Source organism: Streptomyces sp. NPDC006365 (genome assembly GCF_042870755.1).
GTDB lineage: Bacteria > Actinomycetota > Actinomycetes > Streptomycetales > Streptomycetaceae > Streptomyces > Streptomyces xiangluensis.
The window spans coordinates 720,228-747,126 of sequence record NZ_JBIAHS010000002.1 but is presented as its reverse complement, the minus strand read 5'-3'; the positions used below and the strand labels follow the sequence as shown (position 1 = coordinate 747,126).

Annotated in this window: 17 protein-coding genes; 7 read left to right on the top strand and 10 right to left on the bottom strand. The window is 69.5% G+C overall.

The features are described 5' to 3' along the window. The first annotated feature begins 62 nt into the window (after positions 1-62). On the top strand, positions 63-860 hold the full coding sequence (locus ACFYO0_RS08400; RefSeq protein ID WP_388672514.1) for a DedA family protein: 798 nt from the start codon (positions 63-65) through the stop codon (positions 858-860). Here ACFYO0_RS08400 and ACFYO0_RS08395 read toward each other — a convergent pair. From ACFYO0_RS08395 to ACFYO0_RS08385, 3 genes are all read right to left on the bottom strand, one after another. Next, complete coding sequence (locus ACFYO0_RS08395) at positions 778-1,599, bottom strand: HAD family hydrolase (protein ID WP_388672512.1); 822 nt, start codon at positions 1,597-1,599, stop codon at positions 778-780. The two genes, ACFYO0_RS08400 and ACFYO0_RS08395, sit on opposite strands and share 83 nt — an antisense overlap. Further along, positions 1,599-4,058 carry a phosphoribosyltransferase gene (locus ACFYO0_RS08390; protein ID WP_388672510.1) on the bottom strand — a complete coding sequence of 820 codons (2,460 nt, stop codon included), beginning with the start codon at positions 4,056-4,058 and terminating at the stop codon, positions 1,599-1,601. The genes ACFYO0_RS08395 and ACFYO0_RS08390 overlap by 1 nt, the downstream gene beginning before the upstream one ends. An 89-nt stretch (positions 4,059-4,147) precedes the next feature. Then, positions 4,148-5,320, bottom strand: coding sequence for an HpcH/HpaI aldolase/citrate lyase family protein (locus ACFYO0_RS08385; protein ID WP_388672508.1), 1,173 nt, complete (start codon positions 5,318-5,320; stop codon positions 4,148-4,150). 196 nt (positions 5,321-5,516) lie between these two features. Between ACFYO0_RS08385 and ACFYO0_RS08380 the strand changes: the two genes are divergently transcribed. After that, positions 5,517-6,356, top strand: a complete 840-nt coding sequence (locus tag ACFYO0_RS08380) for a TerD family protein (RefSeq protein ID WP_388672506.1) — start codon at positions 5,517-5,519, stop codon at positions 6,354-6,356. Positions 6,357-6,708: 352 nt separating this feature from the next. On the opposite strand, the gene ACFYO0_RS08375 is transcribed toward ACFYO0_RS08380, so the two are convergent. Both ACFYO0_RS08375 and ACFYO0_RS08370 read right to left on the bottom strand, forming a co-directional pair. Further along, on the bottom strand, positions 6,709-8,295 hold the full coding sequence (locus ACFYO0_RS08375; protein ID WP_388672504.1) for a serine/threonine-protein kinase: 1,587 nt from the start codon (positions 8,293-8,295) through the stop codon (positions 6,709-6,711). An 85-nt stretch (positions 8,296-8,380) separates the two neighbouring features. Continuing rightward, positions 8,381-8,902: an ATP-binding protein gene (locus ACFYO0_RS08370; RefSeq protein WP_388672502.1), complete on the bottom strand. Its 522-nt coding sequence runs from the start codon at positions 8,900-8,902 to the stop codon at positions 8,381-8,383. A gap of 161 nt (positions 8,903-9,063) precedes the next feature. Between ACFYO0_RS08370 and ACFYO0_RS08365 the strand changes: the two genes are divergently transcribed. Continuing rightward, a complete protein-coding gene (locus ACFYO0_RS08365) occupies positions 9,064-9,930 on the top strand; it encodes a helix-turn-helix domain-containing protein (RefSeq protein ID WP_388672776.1) in 867 nt (288 codons plus the stop codon). Then, on the top strand, positions 9,927-10,139 hold the full coding sequence (locus ACFYO0_RS08360) for a DUF397 domain-containing protein (RefSeq protein WP_388672500.1): 213 nt from the start codon (positions 9,927-9,929) through the stop codon (positions 10,137-10,139). The genes ACFYO0_RS08365 and ACFYO0_RS08360 overlap by 4 nt, the downstream gene beginning before the upstream one ends. 127 nt (positions 10,140-10,266) lie before the next feature. Here the strand turns inward: ACFYO0_RS08360 and ACFYO0_RS08355 are convergent, their stop codons facing one another. The 5 genes from ACFYO0_RS08355 to ACFYO0_RS08335 form a co-directional block, all read right to left on the bottom strand. Next, entirely contained in the window at positions 10,267-11,523 is a 1,257-nt protein-coding gene (locus ACFYO0_RS08355) for a hypothetical protein (protein WP_388672498.1), read from the bottom strand. 125 nt (positions 11,524-11,648) lie between these two features. Further along, the gene (locus ACFYO0_RS08350; protein ID WP_388672496.1) at positions 11,649-14,852 is read right to left on the bottom strand and encodes a type I restriction endonuclease subunit R; all 3,204 of its coding nucleotides are present in this window, start codon (positions 14,850-14,852) and stop codon (positions 11,649-11,651) included. A 2-nt stretch (positions 14,853-14,854) separates the two neighbouring features. After that, positions 14,855-16,165: a hypothetical protein gene (locus ACFYO0_RS08345; protein ID WP_388672494.1), complete on the bottom strand. Its 1,311-nt coding sequence runs from the start codon at positions 16,163-16,165 to the stop codon at positions 14,855-14,857. Beyond that, the gene (locus tag ACFYO0_RS08340; protein ID WP_388672492.1) at positions 16,162-18,171 is read right to left on the bottom strand and encodes an N-6 DNA methylase; all 2,010 of its coding nucleotides are present in this window, start codon (positions 18,169-18,171) and stop codon (positions 16,162-16,164) included. The genes ACFYO0_RS08345 and ACFYO0_RS08340 overlap by 4 nt, the downstream gene beginning before the upstream one ends. A gap of 90 nt (positions 18,172-18,261) precedes the next feature. Next, positions 18,262-20,496 carry an N-6 DNA methylase gene (locus tag ACFYO0_RS08335; RefSeq protein WP_388672774.1) on the bottom strand — a complete coding sequence of 745 codons (2,235 nt, stop codon included), beginning with the start codon at positions 20,494-20,496 and terminating at the stop codon, positions 18,262-18,264. Between the two features lie 365 nt (positions 20,497-20,861). Here ACFYO0_RS08335 and ACFYO0_RS08330 point away from each other — a divergent pair, with 365 nt between their 5' ends. From ACFYO0_RS08330 to ACFYO0_RS08320, 3 genes are all read left to right on the top strand, one after another. Continuing rightward, on the top strand, positions 20,862-21,473 hold the full coding sequence (locus ACFYO0_RS08330) for a hypothetical protein (RefSeq protein ID WP_388672490.1): 612 nt from the start codon (positions 20,862-20,864) through the stop codon (positions 21,471-21,473). Between the two features lie 223 nt (positions 21,474-21,696). Further along, positions 21,697-23,340, top strand: coding sequence for a ribonuclease HI (locus ACFYO0_RS08325; protein WP_388672488.1), 1,644 nt, complete (start codon positions 21,697-21,699; stop codon positions 23,338-23,340). A 129-nt stretch (positions 23,341-23,469) separates the two neighbouring features. Continuing rightward, positions 23,470-26,850, top strand: a complete 3,381-nt coding sequence (locus ACFYO0_RS08320) for a HelD family protein (RefSeq protein WP_388672486.1) — start codon at positions 23,470-23,472, stop codon at positions 26,848-26,850. The last annotated feature ends 49 nt before the right edge of the window (positions 26,851-26,899 follow it).

Below are 26,899 nucleotides of genomic sequence, written 5' to 3'. Positions count from 1 at the left end.
CGCCTGGAATCTTGCGGTCGCCCTCAGGGTCTCTTCAGCTTCGGTTTTCTAACGTGAGCGGCATGACACCCATCGCAGCCGGCGTCGCGGCGGACAGCGGCGCCCCTCAGTGGATCAACAGCCTTATGGACACGCTCGGTGCGCCGGGCGCAGGCATCGCCATCGCCCTGGAAAACCTGTTTCCACCCCTGCCCAGCGAGGTCATCCTGCCGCTCGCGGGGTTCGCGGCGAGCACCGGGCAGATGAACCTGTTCGCGGCGCTGCTGTGGACGACGGCTGGTTCCGTCATAGGCGCGCTCGCGCTGTACGGAGTGGGGGCGCTGCTCGGCCGTGACCGCACGGTGGCGATCGCGGCCCGGCTGCCGCTGGTGAAGGTCGCGGACATAGAGAAGACGGAGGCGTGGTTCGTCCGGCATGGCACCAAGGCCGTGTTCTTCGGACGTATGATCCCGATCTTCCGGAGCCTGATATCCGTGCCCGCGGGTGTCGAGCGCATGCGCCTGCCCGTCTTCCTCTGCCTGACCACGCTGGGCAGCGCGATCTGGAACACCGTCTTCGTCCTCGCCGGCTATCTGCTCGGCGAGAACTGGACGGAGGTCAGCGGCTATGTGTCGGCTTACTCGACGGTGGTGCTGCTCGCGGCGGTACTGGCGGTGCTGCTCTTCGCGGGCGTACGCCTCTTCAGGCCCGGGCGGGGTGGGCGAGGGCGCGCCCCGGACCGGGAAGCCCCCATGGCCTCGTCCTTCGCAGCTGCGGCGGAGGGCCCTGGCCCTGGTTCTACCGAGCTTCTCGTACCTCCCGGAGGAACTCCCGCAGAATCCGCTCACCCGCGGCGACACCCCGTTCCGGAAGAGAGGTGATCCCGGGGGCCGTCCAGCCCACGTCGGCCAGTTCGCCGTGGCCTGGGCGCCAGCCGCGGTCCGCGGCGAGGAGAAGGTCGGCGTCGAGGAGGGAGTCGCCGGCTGCGAGGGTGAGGTCGGCTCCGGTGCGGCGGGCGATCTCGTGCATCGCGGCGCTCTTGGTGAGTGGCTTCGGTACGGCGTAGATCTTGCGGCCCTGGAGGGAGACGGTCCAGCCGCGGTTCTCCGCCCAGACGGCCAGTTCCTTCACCCAGTCCTCGGGGAGCAGTTCGCGCTCGACGACGACGTATGCAAAGAGGTCCTCGGCGACACGGTGCTTGCGCACCCAGGCGGGGTCGGAGGTGGCGGTCATATGGTCCCGGACCTCGGCGAGCGGGGCGCACTCGCCGGCCAGCCGCTCGGTGACCTGCGCGTGCCACTCCGGGTCCGAGGCGCCGTCGACGAGGAGATGGCCGCCGTTGGCGCAGATCGCGAACTTCGGGGCGGGGCCGGGCAGTTGGATGCGGCGGTACTGCTGACGCGTACGGGTCGTGGTCGGTACGAAGAGGGCTGTCTCGCCGAGTTCGGCGAGCAGTGCGGCCGCGGTCTCGGTCATGTACGAAAGGGGCCGGCTCTCGTACACCTCGACGCACAGCAGCCGCGGCGCCCGCTCGTCCGGCAGGGGCAGCGCGAGTGCGGCGGCGGAGTAGATGAGCGTGCGGTCGAGGTCGCTTGCCACGAGCACCTTCGGCGAGGTCATCAGACCGTCACCGCCCTGCCGTCGGCGCCGGTCGCCCCGCGGGTGTACTTGGGGTGGATCAACCCGACGCAGGTGTACGGAAGTTCGGCGACCTCCTCGACGGGCACCCCGCGCTGTTCGGCGAGCAGGCGTACGTGGTCCAGGTCGGCGCCCGCTCCCGCACGGGCGAGGATCTTCCAGGGGACGCGGCGCAGCAGTACGCGGGTCGTCTCGCCGACGCCCGGCTTGACGAGGTTCACATCATGGATGCCGTACTCCTCGCTGATCCGCTCAACTGCCGCCCAGCCCTCCCAGGTTGGGCTGCGGTCCATGGAGAGCAACTCCTTGACCAGGGCATCGACCGCGTCGCCGACCTCGTCGAAGCGGTCGGAGATGGCGTCCAGGAAGTCGACGGAGACGTCCGATCCGGCGAGTTCGCGGTAGAACTTCGCGCCGTGGAAGTCGTGCTCCCCGACCAGGTCGGCACGGAGCACCGTACGCGAGATGAGTCCGGAGACTGTCGAGTTGAGGCAGGCGGAGGGGATGAGGAAGTCCTCGCGGGTGCCGTAGGTGCGGACGCAGGAGCCGGGGTCGGCGAGCACCGCGATCTCCGGGTCGAAGCCGGTGATGCCGTCGGAGGTCTCGAACTCCTCGATGGCCTGGGCGAGTTCGCGGGTGATGGCGCCCTTGCCGGTCCAGCCGTCCACGAAGACGACATCGGCGGGGTCGTGGTGGGCGGCCAGCCAGCGCAGCGCGTTGGCGTCGATGCCGCGCCCTCGCACGATGGAGACGGCGTAGTGCGGCAGGTCGAGCGCGTGCCGGTGCTGGGCCCAGCGGCGCATCAGGATGCCAATGGGGGTACCGGCGCGGGCGAGCGACACGAGGACGGGGCGCGGGGACCGCTCTGCCAGCACGGTCTCCGTAACGGCGCCCGCCGCGTGGGCGATGCGGGCGGCCGAGGTGTCCAGCGCGGCGCGGAACAGCTCCTGGTAGCGCCGGCTGGGCTGGTACTCCACCGGAAGCGACTCCGCGTAGTGCGCGCCCCCGCTCTGGATCGCCTCCTCGCGCTCCTCCGTCGGCGCCTCCAGCGTCACGTCCGAGAGGTCCTGGAGCAGCCAGCCGACCTCGTCAGGGGCGTACGAGGAGAAGTCGGGGCCGCGAAGGGGCTCGGACAGCATGGCGGGCCTTTCGGACAGCTGTGGGGTGGGGGCGTACGACGGGGTGTACGAGGGGACGACGGCGAGCAGCACGCTCGGGGTGTGTGCCGCGAGCCGCGCCAACAGGCCGTCCGAGGCGTGCAGTTCGTGCGTGTCTGCGACCGAGTCGACCACGGCGACGACGGCGTCGAATCCGGCGCCCGCGACGTTGTAGGCGTAGCGCTCGCCGGGGCCGTCGTCCGGCTTGTCGTGGGCGGGGAAGACGAGGCGACTGCGGATCGCGTAGCCGGGGTCGTCGACGGCGAGGACCGGGGAGCGGGTCGTGGTGGAGTAGCGGACCTCGGCGTCGGTCAGCTCCTCCAGCTGCTCCAGCGCGACGCCGAGCCGCAGCGGCGCGTACATCAGCTCCTCGAAGCCGAGGACGAGTACGCGGCGCGCCCCGTCCGGCAGCGCGTCCGCGAGCCGCGCGGCCATGGCGGGCAGCGCGCCCTCCAGGCGTATGCGGTGCTCGGGAGTGAAGCCGTGCCGGCCGCCGTCGGGCAGGTCCTGCGGCCAGCCGAGTTCCACGCGCGCGACGGTGCCGCGCTCCGCAAGCCCTGGCAGCTGTTCCAGGGCCGACTCGTGCTCGGCGACCAGGGCCTGCCCCTTCTCCAGTACGTCGTCGGGCAGCCGCACCGTCCCCGATGCCGCCGCCACCAGGTCCACGCGGGCGCCGATCTCCTGGGCGAAGGAATCGAGGCGGCCCTGGTCGGCGGGGGAGCGCATGTCGACGAGCGCGACGATCACGTAGTGCTCGCGCGGGTAGCGCTCATGCAGCGCGCGGATCGTGTTGAGGACGGTGTTGCCCGTGGAGAACTCGTCGTCCACGAGGACCAGCGCTCCGTCGCCCGCGAGCAGCCCGGGCTTCTCCGGCAGCAGCAGATGCGAGGTGGCGTGCGAGTGGGACTCCTCGAAGCCGCCCGCGCGCTCGACTCCCTCGACGGGGCGCCGCGTCGAGTGCAGGTAGGGCGCGAGGCCCAGGCCGTCCGCGACCGAGTGGCCGAGGCCCGTCGCCGTCTCCGCGTACCCGAGCACCACGGCCCGGCTCGCCGCTGCGTCGCCGAGCAGTTCACGCACCCGGTGGCCCAGTTCGTGCCCGGTCTGCCACACCGTGAGCGGGCTCTGCGGTACGTGCTTGCCCAGCACGTTCGACACCAGCAGATGCGCTCGCTTGGGGTTGCGCCGCAGGGCAAGCCCCAGCAGCTCGCTCAGCTTCTCTTCGCCGACGAGTTCGACGCCGAGCCGCTCGGCGACCCAGGTACCTGTCCACACCACGTTTCTCATTAAATCCCTGTGTTCGGCCGGGCAGCCCGGCAGCGAGCAGCCGGGCACATCGGCGGTGAGTTCGGCCGGGCGGACCCGGCGGCAAATCCTTATGTCTGGCCGGTCAGCCCGGCGGCGAGCAGCTCCACGAAGCCGATGTCCTCGTTCGCGACGCCGAAGACCTCGGCGCGCTGCAGGGTGCGCTCGGCCCAGGCGCGGTGCGGCTTCACCTCGTTCATCTTGTTCGTGTACGCGGACCGCATGACGCCTCCGCCGCCACGCTCGGGCCGCAGTATGTCCTGGGCATCGCTGTACTCCTCGCGACTGACCACGGACAGAGCGTGAACAGGCAGTACGTGCGAGGGGTGGATGCAGGTCTTGCCGAGCAGACCGTTGGCCCGGTCGAGAGAGATCTCGCGCAGCAGCCCGTCCATGTCGTGCTCGATCAGCGCGTTGCGCAGGTCCTCGGCCTCGGGGGTGAAGGGGCTGCGGCGCAGCTGCGGCTTGAACATACGTTCCTGGACCCGGAAGTACTCCCACACGGGCCCCGTCACCGTGAATCCGGTGCCGTCGGCCCGCCCCAGCACGTTCACCACGTCGGCGATCACGGACGCCACGATCTGCACGTCGTACGCCGTCATGTCGGGCGCCCGGCGCAGCCCGTAGGAGGAGCAGAAGTCGGTGACACCGAGCCTGAGCGCGAGGACCCGGTCGCGGTACTTGTCCACGGCGCGGAAGATGCCCGCCAGGGTCTCCACGCGCGACTCGCGGTACAGCAGTTCCGGCGATTCGAGGACGGGCATGGCGAACAGCCGCCGCTCACTCGCGGCCTCGGCCGCGGTGAGCGCCTCCAGGAACGGCACTCCCCGCTCCTCGGTGAACTTCGGCAGCACGAAACCGGACAGCAGCCAGGCCGCGTCGCCGAGCCGCTCCACGAGATCCGGGATCTGCTCCGGCGTACGAACGCGGATGAACAGCAGCGGCAGTTCGGTCTCCGGGCAACGCTCGGCCAGGTCTCGCAACTGCCGGACCAGGTTCTCCTCGGCGCCCGCGACCTCCGCGTCGTCTATGGAGTCCTCCAGGCACAGCACCATCGAGACAACGCCGCGCCCGGTCTGCTTCACGATGTCCTCGGCCAGCCGCTGTCTGGTAGCGGGGCTGTACAGCGTGGCGCCGAGGGCCGCGGAGAGCATCCGGGCCGGGGATTCCGCGGTGAAGACGCAGGGTTCCTGATGGAAGAGGCGCTGCCGCACCTCCGGAGCGATGTGCCCGAAATGACGCATGAGACTCCCCGGGGCGGCTGAGCGGCCTGACGATATGTGGCCGGTAATAGTACGTAGAGTTCCATGTCCGAGGTTCCCGCCCGGCATGAAATTCAGGTAACGCACACGAACACAGCCATATCCTCCAGCCTCACATCCAACGGGTTGTGACGCACCCGCGTTGTCGTGACCAGGACCGAGAAGGCAGGATGACCGCATGACGCACGCGATGCTGAAGGGGTCGAACGTACCGCTGGACGCCAAGGCGGTACGGTCCGTGCTGCGCTGGGCGCCGGGGCAGGGCGTTCCCGAGGTGGACGCCTCGGCGCTGCTCCTCGGGCCCGACGATTGCGTGCGATCCGACGAGGACTTCGTCTTCTACAACCAGCCCCGCCACCCCTCGGGCAAGGTCTGGCGGCTCGGCAAGAAGCGGGTCACCGAGGGGCTCACCGACACGATCCAGTCGGATCTGGCGGGCGTCGACAGCGCCGTGAAACGGATCCTGCTGGTCGCCTCGGCGGAAGGCGTCACCTTCGACCGCGTACGCGCCCTGCGGATCCTGCTGTACGACGCCGCCCTCCCCGACAGTGAGCCGCTGGCGTACTTCGACATCAAGCCGGAGACCGGCGAGGAGACCGCGCTGATCTGCGGCGAGCTGTACCGGCGCGGGGAGGGCTGGAAGTTCCGCGCGCTCGGCGAGGGCTATTCGAACGGCCTGGAGGGTCTGGCGAGCGACTTCGGCATCGCGGTGGACGAGTCCGAGCCCGCGTCCGCGGGCAACTCGGTGCCGCTGCCGCCCGAGCAGCCCGCCGCCTCCGGTCTGCCCCAGCAGCCGTCGCAGCCCGCCTACGGCTACCCCCCGGAGTCCACGACCCAGCCGGCGTACGGCTATCCGCAGCCGGCCTCCCCCGGCTCGTACGCCTACCCGCAAACCGCCCCGCCCCAGCCCGCCGCGGCGACGACCCAGCCCGCGTACGGCTACCCCCACCCGGTCCCGGCCCTCCCCGACCCGGAGTTCAAACTGCCGCCGCAGGGGCCGCAGTTCGTCGGGCGGTGAGCGCGGCTTCGTCGCCGGCACACCCGCTTCGGGAGAGGGATCGAATCCTTGATCGGGGGGTTGGTTCATGCTGGGAGGTGCTGTCCTTGCAGGTCAGCACTGCCCGGCATGATCCTTGATCCTGGTCATGACGGCTGCTGTCCGGCCATCCGCTCACGCGCGGAGGTTCCCGGCCGGCGTTAGGTGGGCTCTTGCCGCAGTGCTCGCGTGCCGTCGGTTACTCCAGGCCCGGTCGCGGGACATGGGCGGCTGGGCGGCGTCATCGAGGGGCTCGTCCCTGGAGGACGAGCCGCGCGTCCGAACTCGTCGCGAGCAGCATGGTTTCGGCGATGCTGCTTCCGGAAGAAGCGGGTCAGGAAGCCGAACCGTCGAGGCCGAGGCGGATCACGGCTAGTGCCTCGGCGATCTCGACGGTCATCTCGTCCTCGGGGCCGAACACCATGGACATGTCCTCGTGGAGCGGTTCGAGGACCTGCCGGGCTTCGGCGGCCCGGCCCTGGGCGAGCAGCAGCATCCCGATGTTGTGCCGCAGCTCCACGGCTTCCTCGCTCACGTCGCTGTCGACGGCCCGCACGACGTTCAGCACGCCCTGGAGCGCGGCGAGCGCATCGGTGACCTGGCCGAGTTCGGCGCGGCACCGGGCCGCCTGGGCGCGGCAGGCGCGGGCCTGCTCGCCAGTGGGTCCGGCGATACGGGCGTAGGCGTCGGCGAGGACGTCGAACTCGGGCAGGGCGGCCCGGTAGTCGCCCCCGAGGAGTCGGATCGCCGCTCGCTGGCGCCGCAGCGCCAGGACCTGCTTGCTCTCGGAGCCGAGGGCGAGGGCCGCGGGTTCGATGACCTCGCCGAGCACCTCGGCGGCCTGCGCGAACCGCTCCTCCTCCAGCAGGGCGTCGGAGTGGGCGTACGCCTCTTTGATGTCCTCGCGCAACTGGGCGGGGACGGGCACCGGCTGGGCCCCCGCGAGGACGGCTGTCGGCGTCGAACCACCGGGCGCGGGGGCCTGGGCGCGGGCGCGGGGCGCGAAGGGGTGACGGAACACGCCCGTCGGGTCGGGCGCACCGGCTGGCCCGGCATCCGCCGTGCCCGGCTCCTGGCCCGGCGGCGGGAGGAACGGCAGCAGCCGCGCGTACACCTCCTGCGTGTCGGCGGGCCGCGCCTCGGGCGCCTTGCGCAGCAGGTGCAGGACCAGCTCCTCCAGCGCCTCGGGGACGTCGGGCCGCAGCTGTCGCAGCGGGGTGGGGGCGGCGTTGACGTGCTGGTACATCAGCAGGTACTCGCTCTCCGCCTCGAACACGAGGCGCCCGCTGAGGAGTTCGTGCAGCACACAGCCCAGCGCGTACAGATCGGTCCCCGGGGTGATACGTCCGCCGCGGACCTGCTCGGGCGACATGTACTGGTGGGTGCCGATGGGGCTGCCGGTGGCGGTCAGCTTGGTGACGTCGGTGCGCAGAATCGCCGCGATGCCGAAGTCGAGGACCTTCACGGTGCCGTCGCGTGCGACAAGGATGTTGCCCGGCTTGAGGTCCCGGTGGATCACCGGCACGTCGTGCGCGTACGACAGCACGGTCGCGACCTGCGCGGCGACGGCGGCCGCCCAGCTGACCGGCAGCGGCCGGCCGGGGTCGAGGTAGGCGGACAGCGGTACGCCGTCGACGAGCTCCATCACCAGGAACAGCCGCTCGTACGACGCGTCGAGCACCGCGTCGTACACCTGCGGCACACCAGGGTGCTGAATACGCGCGGTGATGCGGGCCTCGCGACGGAAGCGCTTGGCGAACTCCTCGGCCAGCTGCGGGGAGGTGACCGACGCCTGCCGGATGAGCTTCACGGCGACGGGCCGGTCGAGCACCGCGTCGTAGCCGCGCCACACGTCGCCCATGCCGCCGTGGCTTAGCTCCTCCAGGAGTTCGTAACGGTCGGAGATCGCCTCCTGCGGCACCTTGCCCCCGGTGTGCGTGATGAACAGTCACGGTCTGGGGTCAAGTGTGACCGCTGTGTCGATCTGCCGTCCAGGGCTCGCGGTGCTACAGGGGCGCGGACGCGGCGGTGGACGACGGCAGAAGCGTGCGGCCACCGGTGGCGGCCGGTCGGCCTCCCGCCGGTAGGACGTACTCCGCCCAGACCGTCTTGCCGGGGCCGTCCCGGCGCGGGTGCCAGTCCCAGCGGTCGGAGAGGTACTCAACCAGGAGCAGGCCGCGACCGGTGTCGCGGAGGTCCGTGGGCGTCGCCACGACCGGTACGCCTTCGGTGCGGGTGTCGGTGACCTCGATCCGTACGGTAGTGGCGTCGCATGCCAGCGAGAGGTGGAAGTCGCGGCCGGGGACCCGGCCGTGCCGGACGGCGTTGGCGGCGAGCTCGGCGACGATCAGCGTCAGCGCGTGGTGTGCGTCGCAGTCGTAGGGGATGTCCCACGCGTCGAACCGCTGTCCGGCAAGCCGCCGAGCCAGCCGAGCGCCGCGAGGGGTGGAGCTGAAGCGCATCGCGAAGTGGCCAGTGGGGCTGGTGGGCCGGGGAGCGCAGTTGGGGGGCGCGGTCTCACTGTTCATGCCCTCAACGCTCCCGACGGTGGCGTAGCGTGACCAGTGGTGACGCGCCGTCGTGTTCTGGTTGTACGCGACGGGGCGGGAGGTGTACGAGGCGCGCTGCGTGACCGGCTCGGGGCGGGTGCGTTGGGCCGGGGAACTGGGCCGGGGAGGCGGTGGAGCCGATGGAGTCGGTGGAGCAGGGCGAGGGCGAGGGTGCGCGGGAGGACGCGGGGCCGAGGCCGGAGGACGAGCCGGGATCGGGCGTGGTGACGGCGTTCGGGCGGCAGTTGAAGCTGCTGCGGGTACGGGCGGGCCTGGAACGGCGGGAGTTCGGGAAACTCACGGGCTACGCGGGCCAGTCGATCGCGTCCTTCGAGCAAGGGCGGCGGATTCCCTCGCCGAGATTCATCGACCGCGCGGACGAGGTGCTGGACGCCGGGGGCGTCCTCAAGGCGCTCAAGGAGGAGGTGGGGCGGGCACAGTATCCGGCGTTCTTCCGGGACATGGCGCGGTTGGAGGCGGAGGCGGTCGAACTGTACGCATACGACACGCAGGTGATCAATGGACTGTTGCAGACGGAGGAGTACACACGGGCGTTGCTCGCCATGCGGCGCCCCCTCCTGGACGAGGAGACGATCGAGCTGCGGGTGGCAGCGCGGCTCGCCAGGCAGACGATCTTCGAGCGCTGGCCTGCGCCACTACTCAGCTTCGTGTTCGAAGAGTCCGTGTTGCGCAAGCCCTTCGGTGGGAAGGCAGTGCTGCGAGGGCAGCTCGAACAGGCGCTGCTCATCGGCCAGAAGCGCAACGTGGAGATCCAGGTCATGCCGCTCGACCGTGAGGACAACGCCGGCGTGGACGGCCCATTCACGGTGATCACGCGGAAGGGCGGAGAGCAGTTCACGTACATGGAGGTCCAAGGGCGAAGCAGCCTCCTGACGGACCGAGAAGAGGTGCGTCTCGCCGCCGCGCGCTATGGAATCATCCGGTCCCAGGCTCTCACTCCGCGAGAGACCCTGGGATTCATCGAGAAGTTGCTGGGAGAGCTATGAACACCGCAGAGAGTCCGGACGCCGCTCTGGAACTCGCCTGGTTCAAGAGCAGTTACAGCGGCGCCGAGGGCGGGCAGTGCGTGGAGATCGCAGCCGCCGTCGACGGCATACACATCCGGGACTCGAAGGTCCGATCCGGACCGGTTCTGACGGTCGCCCCCGAGGCGTGGGCCGGGCTCGTCCGGCTGGCCGCCGACCAGACCATCTGAGCCGTACCCCCGTAACCCCCGTGGGTGCCCAGTCGCACAGGCGGCTGGGCACCACCCACGTCTTGGACGGTTAGACGAGACAAAGAACGCCCCCGCTCCGAATAGCCGGGCGACCGCCGGATCAGACTCAGCTTTCCTCGGCGCCTTCCTCCTCTTTCCCGCGCCGACGGCGCGCTCGCTCGGCGATCCCGCTGGAGAGCTTGCCCTTTACCGAGCTGGCCCGATCGAGGGTCCCGTTGCCGAGGCTCCTGGCGGCATCGACGCCCTTTGCTCCGGTCTCGAGCGCCTTGTCCCTTGTCTCCGCGGCCGCGTCCACCCATCGTCTCGCATCCGATGACCGGCGACCGGACTCAATCCCGAGCCGCCCGTGGAAGTCATGGACGCCGGTTGCGACATGGTTGCTCGACCGGACTACAGCCGGGGACTTGGTCGGGTGCAGCAGCACCTTCGCATTGGCTGTGCCAGCAGCCTCATTCAACCGGGCCACCAGACGCTCGGTGCTCCGCGAGATGAGATCCAGCCGGTTCTGTCGGGCAGCCCGAAGCCCCAGGCGATGCCGGTCCAGCTCTTCCGGAGCCGTGTCCAGCACTCGGTCGAGTTCGAGCACGGCGATCGCGTCCTGCAGTTGGAAGCAACGAGCCAGAACAGCGAGCCACTCCTGAGCCCTGGACTCGGCTTCATTGGCCGCCGTGGCGAGATCGCCGATTTTGGACTTGCTCTTGCGCTCCACCTTCTCCGCGAGTGCGTCAAGTTGACGCAACGCGTACGCCTGGGTATCTGCGATCGTCGCCGGCGCGGCCTGCACCTTCGACCACGTGACCTCGGAGACCCGGCCCACCTGCTCTCGGATGGTCATGGTCTCCTCGATCACGAGGTCCACGCCGATCATGCGGGCCAACATAGCGTCCTTCTGGGCGCGGAGCACGTCGTCGACCTTCTCGTCGATCGTGGCGAGGTAGTCGGTGATCTCGTCCATGGTCTGCTGCATCGCGAGCTGAGCCATGATCCCCGCGGCACCAGCCAGACGCGCGGGGTTGGTCAGAAACGAGCCGGCCCCCTTCTCGATCTGGAGCCATGACTTGATTGAGCCAGGTTTCCCCACCATCGCGTGGCTGACGCCTGGTGTCTTGCTTTCCATCAGCCCGAACTTCTTGACACGCTGCGCGGACTCCGTGGTCAGCTTCACCCAGCGACCGGAGTTGGCGGCGATCTCCGAACCTGCCTGCGTCACTGCAGCCCCGGTACCGAAGACAGACTTGAGTCGTTGCAGCCCGAGGTCCTTCGACGACAACCCCTCCGAGACGAGGAAGCGTTCGACATCCGTCGGATTCCCGATGACCGCCAGTCCATCACCGTCGCTGATCAGCTGAATCGCGTTGTCCATTGCCCGCTCCTGAAGTGGCTTCTCGTATTTGAGGGTCGTCGGGGTGCGCGCGATGATCGCCGGGCAGGGGCCGAGGTCTTGCTCCAAAGGGTGCCCCGGCCGCACATCCAGCCGGGGCGTACGCATCAGACGTCGTCGTCCAGGCCCTCCTCGCGGCGGATCATCCGCCACGCGGCCTTGCGGGCGCTGCGGTCCAGGCTGGACTTGAAGCCCTTGTCGGGGCCGAAGTACTGGCGGCCCAGGCCTGCGATGGTGTCGATGTGGTCGGCCATCTTGTCCGCGAAGACGTTGTCGTAGACGAGGCCGAAGTTCTCCTCGTCGTTGACGACAGCCGCCGCCCGCACCTTGGGGTCGGCCATGGCCTCCTCGAAGGGCCGGATGAAGTCCTGCTCGGTGAAGTCCGTGCCGAAGCGCTCGTTGAACTTCTCGATCAACTGCGAGAGCAGCGACTTCTCCGCTTCCTTCGCACCGCCCGAGCCGTCGCCGAAGCCCTGCATCGTCGTCGGCCCCTCGGCGGTGAGGGAGACGTCGTACTCGCCGGTCCTCTCCACTCGCATATGGCTGAGGTCGATCTCGCCTATGTCCACACCGCCGTCCGCACGGCGCGGCAGCCGGTTGAGGAGGTAGCGGCCGTAGAGGTGCAGCCGCTCCAGCTCGGCGTCCCGGTAGGGGACGATCTGCGCGAGGAAGCCGTACTTCCTGACGTAGTCGTTGAGGTCGGCGCGGAAGCCCTCCGCCGTCTCCTCGTCGTCCTCGTCCTCGCTTTCGAGCAGAGCGGTGAAGCGGGCGACGGCGGGAGAGAGCAGCCGGTACAACTCGGCGTGCAGCTTCTCCCACTTGGACTGCGACCCCGCTGCCTTCTCCTTGGCGGCGAAGTACGCGGCGGCGAACTCGTCCATCTCCTGTCCGGACAGGATCGCCGCCTGCATGACCCGGCTCTGCGCGGTGTAGAGCAGGTTGGGGTCGGAGGGGAGGGTGTTCGCCTCCTCGAAGTACGGGCGGAAGGACTCCTGTATGTCGTTTGCGTCGTTGACGAAGTCCAGGACCGCCAGGTCCGCCTGGGTCTTGCGCTCGGCGGTCCGGTTCAGCCGGGACAGGGTCTGCACGGCGGAGATACCGGTCAGGGTCTTGTTGACGTACATCGTCGTCAGCAGCGGCTGGTCGAACCCGGTCTGATACTTCTCCGCCACCACCAGGATCTTGTACTCGCGCTGGCCCGCGCCGCCGGCTCGGGCGGCCTTGTCGTCGGCACGCGTGTACGCGAACGCCTTCGGCAGCGCGCTCTCCGACAGCCCGCCGTTCTCCTTCGGCTCGGTGGTCTCCTCGCCGTCGACGGTGAGCGAGCCGGAGAAGGCGACCAGGACACCGAGGTCGGGGTACTTGGTGTCGTAGTCCCGGTCCTTGATGTAGCTCTTGATCGCTCGCGCCATCTGCACGGCGGACTGCCGGGATGCGGTCACCACCATGGACTTGGCCCGCCCGCCGAGACGGCCCCGGCTGTGCGCCACGAAGTGCTCCACGATCACTTGGGCGTGCTGGGCGACCGTCGAGTCATGGGTCAGCGCGTACCGGGCGAGCAGGCCGTTCGCCTTCGACGGGTCGACCTCCCGCTCGTCGGGGTTCTGGTTCACCAGCTTCCAGTACGTGTTGTACGTGACGTAGTTGCGCAGCGGATCGAGGATGAAGCCCTCCTCGATCGCCTGCCGCATGGAGTACGTGTGGAAGGGCCGGTAGGCCGCCTTGCCGTCGATGTCCTGGAGCGTGCCGAAGAGTTCGAGGGTCTTGGCCTTCGGCGTGGCGGTGAACGCGAAGTAGGAGAGGTTCGCGGCGCGGGAACGCTGCTCGGCCCTCTTCTTGAGCTGCTCGTCCAGGCTGGCGGCTTCGCCCTCGGCCTTGACCGTGGTCGCGCCCGCGTCGTCCGAGTCGGAGTCCAGGCCGAGATCGCGCAGGGCGGCCCGTACGTCCTTGGCGGCGTCGCCGGACTGCGAGGAGTGCGCCTCGTCCACGATGATCGCGAAGTGGCTGCCCCGGATCTCGGTGGGGTTGCGCTCGATGTACGAGATCAGCGCCGGGAACGAGTGCAGGGTGACCGTGACGATCTTCCCGGTGTCGCGGGACAACGCCTTGGCGAGCTGCTCGCCCTTCGCCCCGTGCTTCTCGTCGATCTTCACGACGAGGCCCGCGGTCTGCTCGAAATTGCCGACCGTCTCCCGGAGTTGAGCGTCCAGGTTGCGGCGGTCGGTGATGACGATGACCTTGTCGAAGACCGGCACGCCCGGCTTGAGGCCCTTGGCCACGGCCTCGGGGTCGAGTTCGCGGGGGTCGGTGGGGGTGTGCAGGTCGCTGAGGCGGTGCGCGAGCCAGCCGATGGTGTTCGACTTGCCCGAGCCGGCCGAGGCCATGACCAGGTAGTCGTGCCCTGCGCCGTGCGTGGCGGCGTGCGCGGTGAGCTTCTTGACCGCGTCCCACTGCTGGAACCGGGGGAAGACCATCGTCTTCGTCGTGCCGCCGCCGGGCGTCTTGCTCTTGTGCAGGTGCACGAACCGCTGGAGCAGGTCCAGCCAGTTGTCCGGCTGCCAGACCTGCTCCCAGAGGTAGGAGGTCGCGTACGTGCCGAAGGCGGTCGGGGCCGGGTTGCCTGCGCCGCCCGGCTGACCGGGGCCGTTGGAGCCGGTGTTGAACGGGAGGAAGCGGGTGTTCTTGCCCTTGAGCTGGGTGGTGACGAAGACCAGGTCCGGGTCGACGGCGAAGTTCGCGACGACGCGGCGCGTGAAGATCAGCTCGGTGGGGTCGCGGTCGGTGCGGTACTGCTCCTTGGCCTGCTCCACCCCTTGCTTGGTCAGCGGGTTCTTCAACTCGGCCGTGGCGACCGGGATTCCGTTGAGGAAGAGGGCGAGGTCGAGCCGGTTGCCCCAGTCGGCCTGCTTGGTCGCGTACTCGAGTTCACGGACGACGGTGAGGCGGTTGGCCCGGTAGCCGTCGAGCACGGAGTCGTGGGCGACGAGGTTCGGCTTGAAGTAGGCGACGCGGAGCAGGACACCCCGGTCCTTGACGCCGTTGCGGAGGACGTCGAGGAGCCCGTTGGTGGCGATGGCCTGGTCGAGGCGTCCGGCGAACCCGCGCTGCGCCTCGTTCGGGTCGCCGCCGTAGACGGTGAGCAGCTCGCTCCACTCGTCGGGCTGGGTCGCCCCGATGAAGGTGAACAACTCGTTGGTGTCCAGGCCGAGGTCAGCCCGGTAGTCCTGCGGCCGCGCCTCGCGCCAGCCACGCTCGACCATGGCGGCGACGATGGCATCGCCGAAGGCGGACTCCGTGTGGATGGGGCTCATGACTACGCGCTCACTCCGTCCGTTACGTTGCGTCCACTGGCGGTGGAGACGTCGAACTGGCCGGTTACGGCGGCGGTGATGAGGGCTTGGCGGCGTTCGGCGATCAGCGCTCGCTGCCGTGACAACTCACCCTGCAGGCTTTCGACCTGAGACACCTGGCTCTGCAATTGCGCCAAGCGTTCTTTCGCCTCTGCCGGTTGCAAAACGGGAATGGGAACGCCACGCAGCCTGTCGGCCTTGATGCCCAAGGCGGTCGATCCGGTGGCCCGGAGTTCCAACTCCGCCTGGCCCTGGGGCGAACGCAGGTACCAGTAAAGCCATTCCGGACTACAGAACCTCCGATCGGCCCTGAGTACAATTACGCGCTGCGCGAGAGCCACACCTGGATCATCGACCATTGCCACCTGTCCGAGCGGAGCCTCAGTGGTCAACAACACGTCGCCGCGCATGAGCAGCCCACGACGCATCCAATCGCTGTAGGCGTTTTCGGCAATGAACTCGCGACTTGCAGCCATGTCGATCTTTCCATCGCGAATGTTCTTGGCAGTGACCAATGGGATCCCGGATGCAGTCTTCTCAGGTGTTGCCCCGCGATAGTCGATCCACCGATTTACGACACGTCGCAATGCAAGATTGACCGGAGGCGTGCCGTCAGCCACCGTTGTGCGTGACGAGAAGCAATTCGACAGCAGCGACGCCTGCCGCTCGCCTAGGAGGCGTGAGAGCTCACTTGAGAGGAGCTCGATTCGAGCTAGCTTGCTGATCTCGGTGTCGAGGAAGTCGGCGATGCGGCGCTGCTCCTCCAACCCCGGATATGCCCACGGCGAAGAAAAGAAGGCTCCAGCATCCAAGTTTTGGATACCCGTGGTCTGCTTGATCGCACTCTGAGTCAGCCCCTGACCGTATGCAGCGGCAAATACGTAGGTCAGGAAGCGAGAGTCGACATCGAATCCGGGGGAAATTCGAGAGCAGAAATTGGAGCACACTGCCTTCTCTGCTCCCTCATAGAGAACAGCCATGCCGACAGGCTGCTTTTCGCCTCCCCCTGACTTTTCGAGGATCAGGTCGCCAGGATGCAGGAGGTGCTGCCGTAGCGATGATGCGTCGATGCTTCGCAACGGAGCCCCATCGGCCTTCGCTCGACGCCCCACACGGTCGAAGTCCGCAGCGCGAATGCAGCGGACATCGCCGCCATCTTCGGCAGGTTCGCCCCCCCAAGTTCCATTGGTTGCTGATGTGATGAGATTCTTAATGCGCCCACGCGTCCATCGACCAGGCGCGCCTTCGATCCAGCCGTCCTCGGTGATGGTCATTCCGTCACCTCGCCCAACAGCGCCTGAATCTCCGCCTCCAGTGACTTCAACTCCGCGTCGATCTCCTCCAGCGGCCTCGGCGGCTTGTAGACGTAGAAGTGCCGGGTGAACGGGGTCTCGTAGCCGATCTTCGTCTTCGTGTGGTCGATCCATGCGTCCGGTACGTGTGGCAGTACCTCACGCTTGAGGTAGTCCTCGACGTCCTCACCCAACGGTACGTTCTCGTAATCCCGCAGCTCGGCGTCCGGCTCCGGCTTGCCCTTCACGCTCTGGACCTCGCCCTCCGGGTCCCGTACGCCGATCGCGTCCCGCAGCGCCTTGTTGAACGGCGCGCCTGTCGGCCAGGTCGACCCGGCCTGAACGACCGCGTCCTTGAGCGCCAGCCACGCCTCCGACTTGGTGGCCCAGGATCGAACCTGCATTGACTCGATGGCGTCGAAGAAAACCGAAGCGGTCGGCAGCTTCTGGATTGGTTTGGACTCCTCCAGCGCCGCCAGACTCTCCTCCGTGACCTCGAAGCGCAGCTTCAGCGGCCGCTCAACCGTGATCCGCTGGTACCCGAAGTCCTCGTTGGCGAAGACCTTGACCTTGCCGTGGAGCGGGTGCTCGGGGTCCTTCGCGACCTGGACGGCCTCCGCGTACAGCCGAGTGATGTCGCCGATGTGGTCGGGGCGGCCGTTCGTCCCGTCGCCGAGCTCCTTGCGCTTGTCCCCGAGCGACTTGCGCATCTTCACCCACTGGTCGCGCGCGTCGAGCAGGACGACCTTGCCCTTGTGGTCGGCGTCCTTGCGGTTGGTGAGGATCCAGAAGTACGTGGAGATGCCGGTGTTGTAGAAGAGCTGGTCCGGGAGGGCGACGATCGCCTCCAGCCAGTCGTTCTCCAGGATCCAACGTCGGATCTCCGACTCACCAGACCCCGCCGCACCGCTGAACAGCGGGGAGCCGTTGAAGACGATGGCGATGCGGGAGCCGCCCCCGCCGTTCACGTCCACCGGCTTCATCTTCGAGATCATGTGCTGGAGGAAGAGCAGCGAGCCGTCGTTGATGCGCGGCAGGCCCGCGCCGAAGCGGCCGGCGTCGCCGAGCGACTTGTGCTCGTACTCGACCTCCTCCTTGACCTTCTTCCACTCCACGCCGAACGGCGGGTTGGCGAGGACGTAGTCGAACTTGCGGCGGGCGTGGCCGTCGTCGGAGAAGGAGTTGCCGAAGCGGATGTTCTCCGGGTCCTGGCCCTTGATCATGAGGTCGGAGCGGCAGATCGCCCAGGACTCGGGGTTGAGCTCCTGCCCGTACACCTCGACCGTCGCGTCCGGGTTGAGGGCCTTGATGCGGTCGTCGGCGGCGCTGAGCATGCCGCCCGTGCCGCAGGCCGGGTCCATGACCGTACGGACGACACCCGGCAGGCTGAGGGCGTCCGCGTCGGGCGCCACCAGCAGGTTGACCATCAGCTTGATGACCTCGCGCGGGGTGAAGTGCTCACCCGCGGTCTCGTTCGACTGCTCGGCGAAGCGGCGGATCAACTCCTCGAAGATGTAGCCCATGTTGTGGTTGGGCACGACGTCGGGGTGCAGGTCGAGGTCGGTGAACCTGCCGATGACCTGGTAGAGCAGGTTCGCGCTGTCGAGCTTCCTGACCTGCTGGTTGAACTCGTACTTGTCGAGGACCTCGCGGGCGTTGTCCGAGAAGGCGCCGACGTAGATCTGCAGGTTCTTCGCCGCGTTCTGCGGGTCGGCCGCGATCTTCCGCAGCGTGAGGTCGCTCTTGTTGTAGAAGGAGTGGCCCGAGGCCTTGCGCAGGAAGTGGTCGGTGTCGATGTCCTGGCCCGCGAACCTGGCGACGGTCTCGACGACCTTCTCGCGCGTCGGCTCCAGGACGCACTCCAGGCGTCGCAGCACGGTGAACGGCAGGATGACCTTGCCGTAGTCGGACTGCTTGTAGTCGCCGCGCAGGAGATCGGCGACGGACCAGGCGTGGTTCGCCAACTCCGTGTGCTTGCTGCTGTTCAAGAGGTCCCGGCTTCCTTCCGAAGAGCGCCGTCCGGGTGTGGGACGGCAGGAATCAAGTGTGGTCGTGTGCGGTCGGACGTGTGGGGCTTTTCAGGCGGAACGGCTGTCCGGCTCCGGGGTGTTCGAGGCATCCGGGGCGTCCGGTGGCAGGAGTACGCCGGCGGTGAGGCCGGTGGTGAGGGTGGCCGCGGTGTCGGCGGCGAGGTCGGCGGTTCGGCGGACGGCCGCGCGCAGCTCGTACACGCGGCGGAAGGCCTCCCCGTAGCGCCGCTGTTCCTCCAGGGGCAGCAGCGGTACCCGGAGTCGGCCCGGTGTGACGTGCACGAGGGTGCTGCCCGTGGACGCGGAGGCGATGTTGTCCTCGGCGCCGAGGAACCCGGCCAGGAACCACGGGTCGAGGCGGGCCGGGTCGGGGCGCAGGAGGTGGATGTGCGGGCCGAGCAGGGCTCCGGCGTCCCGGTCGTCGGCGACCCGGGTCATCGCGGCCCCGTCGCCGCCCGCGACGGCTCGTACGAGGACGTCCCCGGCGGCGACGGGCTGCGTGGCGTCCGCGTGGATGTCAACGGCCCCGCTGGACGGGGGGTTTGCGGCCGAGATGTCCTGGGCGGTGATGACTGGCCGGTCCACGGTGGGCGCGGCGCCGCCCTTGGAGCCTCGTGTGCCGGGCGTCGCCGCCCGCAGCACGGTCAGGGCCCCGCCGCGTGCCAGGTCGGAGACGGTCGCCGTACGCCACTCGCGGGCCGAGTCCCCGGACGGCAGCCACCCGCCGGACGCGGAGGCGGCCGCCAAGGCGGCGACCTGCTCTGCCAGTTGCTCGTGCAGGTCGTGGACGCGGCGGGCCAGGGCGGCCGGGTCGAGGTCGGCCGCGGTCGCCCGCACATGGCGGGCCGGGGTGACGTCGACGACGTCGTCGAGGAGGTCGACGAGCGGCACCGCGCGGGCGACGCCGGGCTCGTCGGCGTAGGTGTCGGGGGCGGCGGTGAACGCGGCCCACTGGGCGAGGACCCGGTCGGTCAGCCCCGCCCAGTCGAAGGAGGAGGCAGAGGCGGAAGGGGCAGGGGCAGAGGAGGCGGCGGAAGAGGAAGAGGCGGATCGGCGGGGGCGTGAGCCGCCGCGGGCACCGGCGCCGGCCGTGGCCGTATCGGTGGCGGACGGAGTGCCCGCGGCGCCGTCCCGCTGCTCGCCCTCCCCGTCGACGAACAGCACCGTCGTACGGTCCGTGCCGCCCGGCTCCGGGCGTTGGAACACCCAGATCTGCAGGCCGATGTGGAGCGGATACGCGGCACGCGCGGGAAGTGAGACGACGGCGCGCAGGGCCCCGCTGCGGATGAGTTCCGCGCGGACGCGGCGGCCGGAGGCGCGGAAGGCGAGCGCGGGCGGCAGCAGCATGACCGCGTAACCGCCGGGCTCCAGGTGCGCGAGGGCGTGCTGCACCCAGGCCAGTTCGGACTCGAAGCGCGGCGGGAGTCCGTACGCCCACCTCGGGTCGTAGGCCAGCTCGTCGTGACCCCAGTCGCGGTCGGCGAACGGCGGGTTGCACAGAACGGCGTCCACGGTGACGTCGGGGAAGGCGTCGGCACGCAGGCTGTCGCCGACGCGGATCGCCGTCTCGGCCTCGGGTGCGGCGAGCAGCAGCCGGACCGCGGTGCGCCGTCCCTGGACAGGGAGCGAGTCCTGCCCGAACAGCTCCTGTGCGCCCTGCCGGGCAGCGGCGGCGAGGAGCGTACCGCTGCCGCAGGCAGGGTCGAGGACGCGGGACGTGCCGGCGGGCAGGAGCCGAGCCATGAGCAGGGCCAAGCCCTCCGGGGTCTGGTACACGCCGCTGGCGGCGCCCTCGTCCAGTTCGCGTTCGGCGAGGACGTCGACGGCGGCCTGTGCCCCCGCCTCACGGACGCAACCCAGCAGCGCGCGGACCGCGCCCGCGTCGTCCGGGCCGTAGCGGACCGGCTGGGCCTCGGGAACGGCAGCCGGGAGCTCGCCCGCCGTCTTCTCCGCTCGGGCGATCAGCTGGTCGTCGGGCGCGGCGGCGAGTTCGGCCAGCTCCTCCGTCGTGCGGCGGGACGCGGCAGCCACCAGCGGGAACAGTCGCGCGGCCACACCCGAGCCGGGTCCCAGCAGCCGTAGCGCCGTACGCAGCTCCTCGGTCGGCGAGGCCGTGGAGGTGTGCCCGCGGCCCCGCAGCCATGCCTGCACGGCCGACAGGTCGTAGAGCGGGCTGGTTTCCGTGCCAGCGCTGGGGGCCGGGAAGTCGTCGTGGCGGCGGCGCCAGTTGCTGACGGTGGCGCGCGTGACCCCTGCGATGCGGGAGATCTCGGCGGCTGTCACGTGCGCGGAGGGCGCCAGTTGGGCTGGTGGCTGCTGGGGCATGGCGTGGGGTTCCGCACCTCTCGGGCCAGTCGGATAGTGGACGGTTAACAGATTACAACGGTCGTCAAGTCCGTCAAGCTGTTTGACGACGCTTTCAGTGTTGTGCTTATCTAGTTCTGCTTCCGAGTGGAAGCGGCGCGGCGCACTCTGTTGCCTCCGTTCCGCGCGTCCGATCTCTCCAGATCCCTGCTGATCTCTTCCATCGCAACTGCCACAGGTCAGGGCCGCACTCGTCCCGCCCCCGCAATCCATTCCGCATCGCTGTGGCCACTCACCGCGGCACCGCACACCGCACATCGCACTCGCAACAAGGAGGAACCCAGATGACCACCGAGCCCCCGCAGCAGCCCGGATTCCCGCAGCAGCCCGGCTATCCGCAGCACCCCGGATTCCCACAGCAGCCTGGCTATCCGCAGCCTCCCTCGCCACAGAAGCAGCGGCCCAAGGCCAAGCTGGGCTGCCTCGGTTGCGGTGGCATCCTGGCTGCCGCGCTCGTCATCGGTGGTATCGGGGCCGCGGTGGGGTCCGGCTCGGGCGACTCCTCGTCCAGCGCTGCGTCCTCCGCCGCGTCTGCCGACTCCCCCAAGGGCACCGGCCCCTCCAAGGCCACCGGCTCCCCCAAGGCCGCCGCGCCCCAGCAGTCCACCGTCGACGCCTTCAAGGCGTACGTGAAGAAGCACGAGTCCGCGAAGACGCGGGAGGCCGCGGCGCACGTCACCAAGGTCCAGGGCGCCGACGAAAACAACGACATCCTGGACACGGCTGACATCTACACGGACTACACCGGGGACATGGTCAGCGCGGATGCCGGCAACGCCAAGCTGCTCGCCTCGGCCTTCGCCGACTTCCAGTCCAGCCGGGGGAAGGACAGCAAGAACGGCCTCGTCACCGTCTACAACGCTGACAGCGACATCCTGAGCAACGGCAACTACTGATGTCGTAGCCGAACCCGCGCCGTCCCGAACCTGCCTGCCGCACCCGGCAGTTCCCCTCTCCTGGCACCGCCGCCTACCAACCTCGCCGGGAAATCCCAGCACGGCCGACGGCCCGCCAGAGGCGGCAATGACGACAGAAGGCCCTACGGAGGGTCGTTCCGGCTGGGGACAACACCCCACCTGCCCGTTACCAGTTACCCCGCTCGTGACTTGGAAGGTCACCGTGACGATCGCCACGCACACCGAGCTGGTCCACCACTTCACCGACGACTTCACCGCGCTGCAGGACGCCGTCCTCGCCCGCATGAACGGCATGGCTCCCCCGGAGACCGCCGCGGCCCTGGCCCACCCTGCGCTCGCCGGGCCCATCGCCATCGCTCTGGCCCACGCCGATGTCCTCGCCCGTGGGGACATCAGGCGCACCGAGCTCTCAGGGCTGCCGGCCGCACAGCGGCTGCGGCACCTGCGCGAGCACGCACGCAGGGTCCGCCGGGCACGGTCCGAGGCGGATGCCGTGTGCAAGGAGCAGCGTGCGCGCCGCATCGCCGATCGTCCTGGGCCCCCGCTGGAGCCGCTCGAGCTGCGCGTGGCGCGCGCTGTGGACCCGGAAGCGTACGGCCGGGCCCTTCGGGAAGTGCTCCTTGACCGCGGATCGCCGGCCGCCGATGTGCGGGCGGTGGACAACGATCTCGCCCTGTGGGCCCGGGAATGGGGCTCTGCGGCCGCCCAACTGCCGTTAGCCGTACGCGAACTGTTGGAGTGCCACGACGACGCCTTCGTCCAGGCCCTCCTGCACGACGCCCGGGAAGGGGAAAATCCGCACCTCGCGCACGACGCGGTGGTCGAACGGTGGGGGCGGCATGCCCGTACCGCGCTGGCCTGGGGCCGCTACGCCATCGCCCAGGCCGAACGCCACGTGCTCGCCCGTCCTTCCACCGCCCGCCGTGCGCAGCTCGACGCGCTCGACGACGCCTACCAGGACGCCGCGATCCTCGCGGCCCGCGCCCGCGAGGCCAGGCACCGGATCGCCGACCTCCATGACCGGATCCGGGACCGTGCGGCCGCCGGGCCCTTCGCGGAACTCATCGCGCGATGCCGTGCCGCAGCTCTCACACGCTTCGCCGCCGACAAGCCCCGGTTGTGGCAGCGGGCCTGTCGGCTGGCCACCGAGCACCGGGAAGACTGCGACGCACGAGCCGACGGCTGCCCGCGGTGCCACCGCACCCTCGCCGCCCTCCTCACCGAGCACACGTCCGCCGACACGTCGCAGGACGGCGAGGACGGCGGCGGGGGTTCGGAGGGTTCTGCCCCCGGCTACAAGGAGCGTTACGCCATCCTCGACGACTTCCCCAGCCGCGCCGCGGTGGCCGTCGCCGACGCCGCGATCGGCGACGAATCCGCACTGTGCGGCTACGGCTGGGCCGCCGAGGACGGCACAACCGGATACGGCGACTCCATGGCCTCGTGCAGCGGCGAGGCCGAGGTCATCGGTGTCTGCCAGGCCGCCCTCAACCTCCTGGGCCGCCACCCGGAAGCCCCCGTACTCGTCCTGTGCGACAGCACCGAGGCCGTCGAGGCAGTGAACCTGGCCCTGAAGAGCGCCGATCCGGCAGCTGCCCACCGCACCGTCCTCTTCCCCGAGGGCAGGGAACTCCTGGACCGCCTGTTGCCCCATCGCGACCGCTTCCAGGTCCGCTGGCTCAAGGGCCACATAGGGCATGACCTCAACGAAACCGCCGACGCCCTCGCCGGCCTCGCCGTGCGGCGCGCCACCGGCCGCGTCTCCGCCTCCGCCGCCGGCAAGGAAGTGACACGGATCCTGCGCTCTCTCAGCTCCGACCCGGATCCCGGTACGGCCGCCGCCTGACCCTGACCGACTCCGCCGTCGGCTTTCTGACCACTTGTCACCAGTCGGTCTCTGATAGTTATTTCACCCGTGTACGGGCACATGCCCGGCGCAGCACCCTTCGGGGCGCTGCATGGGAGGGGGATACACATGGGCACCACCACGCGCGAAGCGATCATCTCCATCGAGCAGAAGGCGGTGGACCGCGCCTACGAGTGCTACGCCGCGCGGCTGGCCGAACTGACCGGGGGGTCGGTCGCCTCGGCCTCCGCGAGCGGCAAGGACAGCGTCGCCAACCGTCTCGCGGCCGAGGAGCGAGCCGCGGCGTACGGAGGTCTCGGCAACGCGTCGCTGGTCATCAGCCGCGTAGACGTGCAGGACGGCCCTGGTGGGGAGACCGATACCTGGTACGTGGGCCGGCGTGCCGTTTCCGACGTTCAGACCCGCGACACCGTCGTCGTGGAGTGGACCAACGCGCTTGCGAAGAAGTGGCTCGACGCGCTGCCGGACGCCCCGGGGGAGGTGCTCCTGCGGCGGCGGCTGCACTGCACGCAGCGCGTCGTCGAAGGCTATGCGGACGACATCTCCGTCGCCGTCCCCGCCCCGCGGCCGACCACGGACGACGCCGCCCCGCAGTCCGCGGCGGCAGACTCCACCACCGACGTACAGCGGCCGGAGGAGGCACGGCCGCCCGTCCTCACCCCCGCCGACGTCGCCCGTCTCCATCACCAAGGGCCGCAGCAGCCCGACGACTTCCTCCTCCGCGAGCTTCAGCGCTCTCGCAGCGGCAGCATGCGGGACATCGTCGAGACCATCCGGCGTGACCAGATGGCTCTGGTCACCGGTTCGCCCTCCGACATCCTCGTCGTGCAGGGCGGCCCGGGTACCGGCAAGTCGGCGGTCGGCCTGCACCGCGTGACCTGGCTCGTCAACAACGGGCACTTCAAAGCCCAGGATGTCCTCGTCATCGGCCCCCATCAGCGGTTCCTGGACTACGTGAGCCAGGTGCTGCCCACGCTCGGCACCCGAAACGTCAACGCCGTGCAGGTGACCCGCCTGTGGGACGGCGAGATCCTCGGCACCGACACCCCCACGGCGCGGGTGGTGAAGTCCGACGAGCGCATGGCGGCCGTCCTGCGGCGGCGCGTCGAGATCGAGTGCCGTCCCGAGGCCGTCGACGAGTTCACCACCACTCCCTCCTACGAGGGGGCCAAGCCGGAGCTCACCGTCATCGTCGGCAGCACGACCCTGCGTGTCCCGCGCACCGACGTGCTCGCCCTCCTAGAAGACGTGCGCCAAGGCGACGGCTCCTACCGTGAGCGCCGCGACCGCTTCCGCGGCCTGCTCGTCGACCGCCTGCTGCGGGAACTCGTCGCCGTCGCCCCTCGCCGCAGCCGTGACGACACGATCCGCCGCGACCTGGAACGCAACCGTCAGGTCGAGCGCCTCATCGAACGTGTCTGGCCCTCGCCCGGCGCCAGGGAAGCCCTCCGCACCCTCTACGACTCGGAAGATCTCCTGCGTAGCTGTGCCGAGGGCATTCTCGACGCCGCGGAGCAGGCCGCTGTGCACCGCCCTCGGGCCGACAAGGCCGACGCCGATCCCTGGACCCTCGACGACCAGGTCTGCCTCGAAGAACTGCGGTATCTCATTACCGGGGAGACCCCGCAACGGTACGGGCACATCGTCGTCGACGAGGCACAGGACCTGACACCCATGCAGGCCCGCTCCCTGCGCAGGCGCTCCGCGGCGCAGGGCTCCATGACCATCCTGGGCGACCTGGCCCAGGCCACGGGCCCCCACACCCACACCGACTGGGACCGCCTCGGCACCCTCCTGTCCGACCACGGCGACTGGCGCGTGGCCGAGCTGAACACCAGCTACCGCGTGCCTGCCGAAATCATGGAGTTCGTCGCCCCCCTGGCCCGTACCGTCGCCCCCACACTGCCGTACCCGCAGGCCGTGCGCGCAGCGGGTGAGGACGCCGTACGGACGGTCGCGACCGAGCCGTGGAAACTCCTCGACGACACCGTGGCCCAAGCCACGCGCCTCATCGGCACCAGCGACGGACACACCCTGCGCTCCGTGGCGGTCATCGTCCCCGACGACTCCGGCTGGCTCGACGAGATCAGCCGCCACCTGGGCCTGGCCGACGGCATCACCGAGCAGGGACACGAGGCGGTGTCCGTGCTGGCTGCCGCCCAGGCCAAGGGCATGGAGTACGACCACGTCCTCGTCGTCGAACCCGCCACCATCGCCGACCGCGGCCCGGCCGGCCTGCGCCAGTTGTACGTCGCGCTCACCCGCAGCACCCAGAGCCTGACCGTCCTGCACACCTCCCCGCTCCCGGAGGCCCTCACGAACCCCGACGGCGGCAGTACCGAACCAGCACTCACCGAAGGCGAACCAGGCATGGCAGAAGGTGACGTCCCCGAGATCGGTACGGACATCCGAGTCCGCGTGACCGGCCGGGCACCCGGCGGCCGGTACAGGGTCAAGGCCCTCTCTCCCGCGATCGACGTCCCTCTGGTCCTGACCGTCCGCCACGGTTCGGTGCCCCCGCGGCCCGGCGCGGTACTGGACTGCTGGGTGTTCGCCCACGAGACCAACCACTGCCTGCTCACCGCGGACCAGCGTGGTCGCCAGCCCATCTCCCCCACCATGGCGGAACGCTACGTGGCGGCGCTCGGCGTTTTCGAGGAGCTGACCAACGGTGACGGAATCGTTCCGGATAACGCCCGTGATCGTCTGTCCGAGCTCAAGGGCATGGTCAACCGCGTCCTCCGCCGCGACCAGGCGGACTGGGTGGACGTGCGTCGTGTGCTCGGATCCCCGGACAAGCACCGCCTCAGCCTCCTGCGCGACCTCGCGGCGCACACCAACCGCATGCTCAAGGACAACAACCTGGACCTGAACCGACTCCAGGACGACCTGACACGCACCGGCTGGGCGCAGGCCCTGGACGAAGCCCGGGAGGCGCTCCAACACCGCCGGGCCGCCACGGGGGAACCCGAAACCGACCATGCGCCCGCCTCCACTGAACAGCAGTCCGAGCAGAAGGAAGCCGAGCCCGTGACCTCCGCCGAAGACATGCCCGCCACGCCGGCGCCCGTGAAGGGGCTTCTGCACTCGCTGGAGACCGCGGCGGCCGCCGACCGCACGTGCAAAAAGCACGAGGCAGTGCGCCATGCTCTCAAGGCGGCACTGCTCTGGGCGGACCTGCAGCCGACTGACTCCCCGGTCATCGATGTCAGCCGGATCGCGGAAGACGGCCACTTCCTCTACGAGGTTCTTGGTGCCGGCCGCTCCACTTACGCCGACCTCCGCTCGGGAGCCACCCGTCTCCTGGAGATCAACCACACCCTGCCCGCTCCTGCCGACCGCCTTTATCTGGTGCTTTCCGAACCGCCCGCTGAGGACTGGTCAGCCGACACCTTGTACGGCGTCTTCAGGGTTCACGTGCTGTGGCGCACCCCCGACAGCTGGGGCGGCCAGGACGCGGAAATCGCCCTGGGCTCCGGGCAGGCGTAACCGCTTCCGACAGGAGCGCGATCTTCCCGTCCGCTCCTTGCGCGCCCGA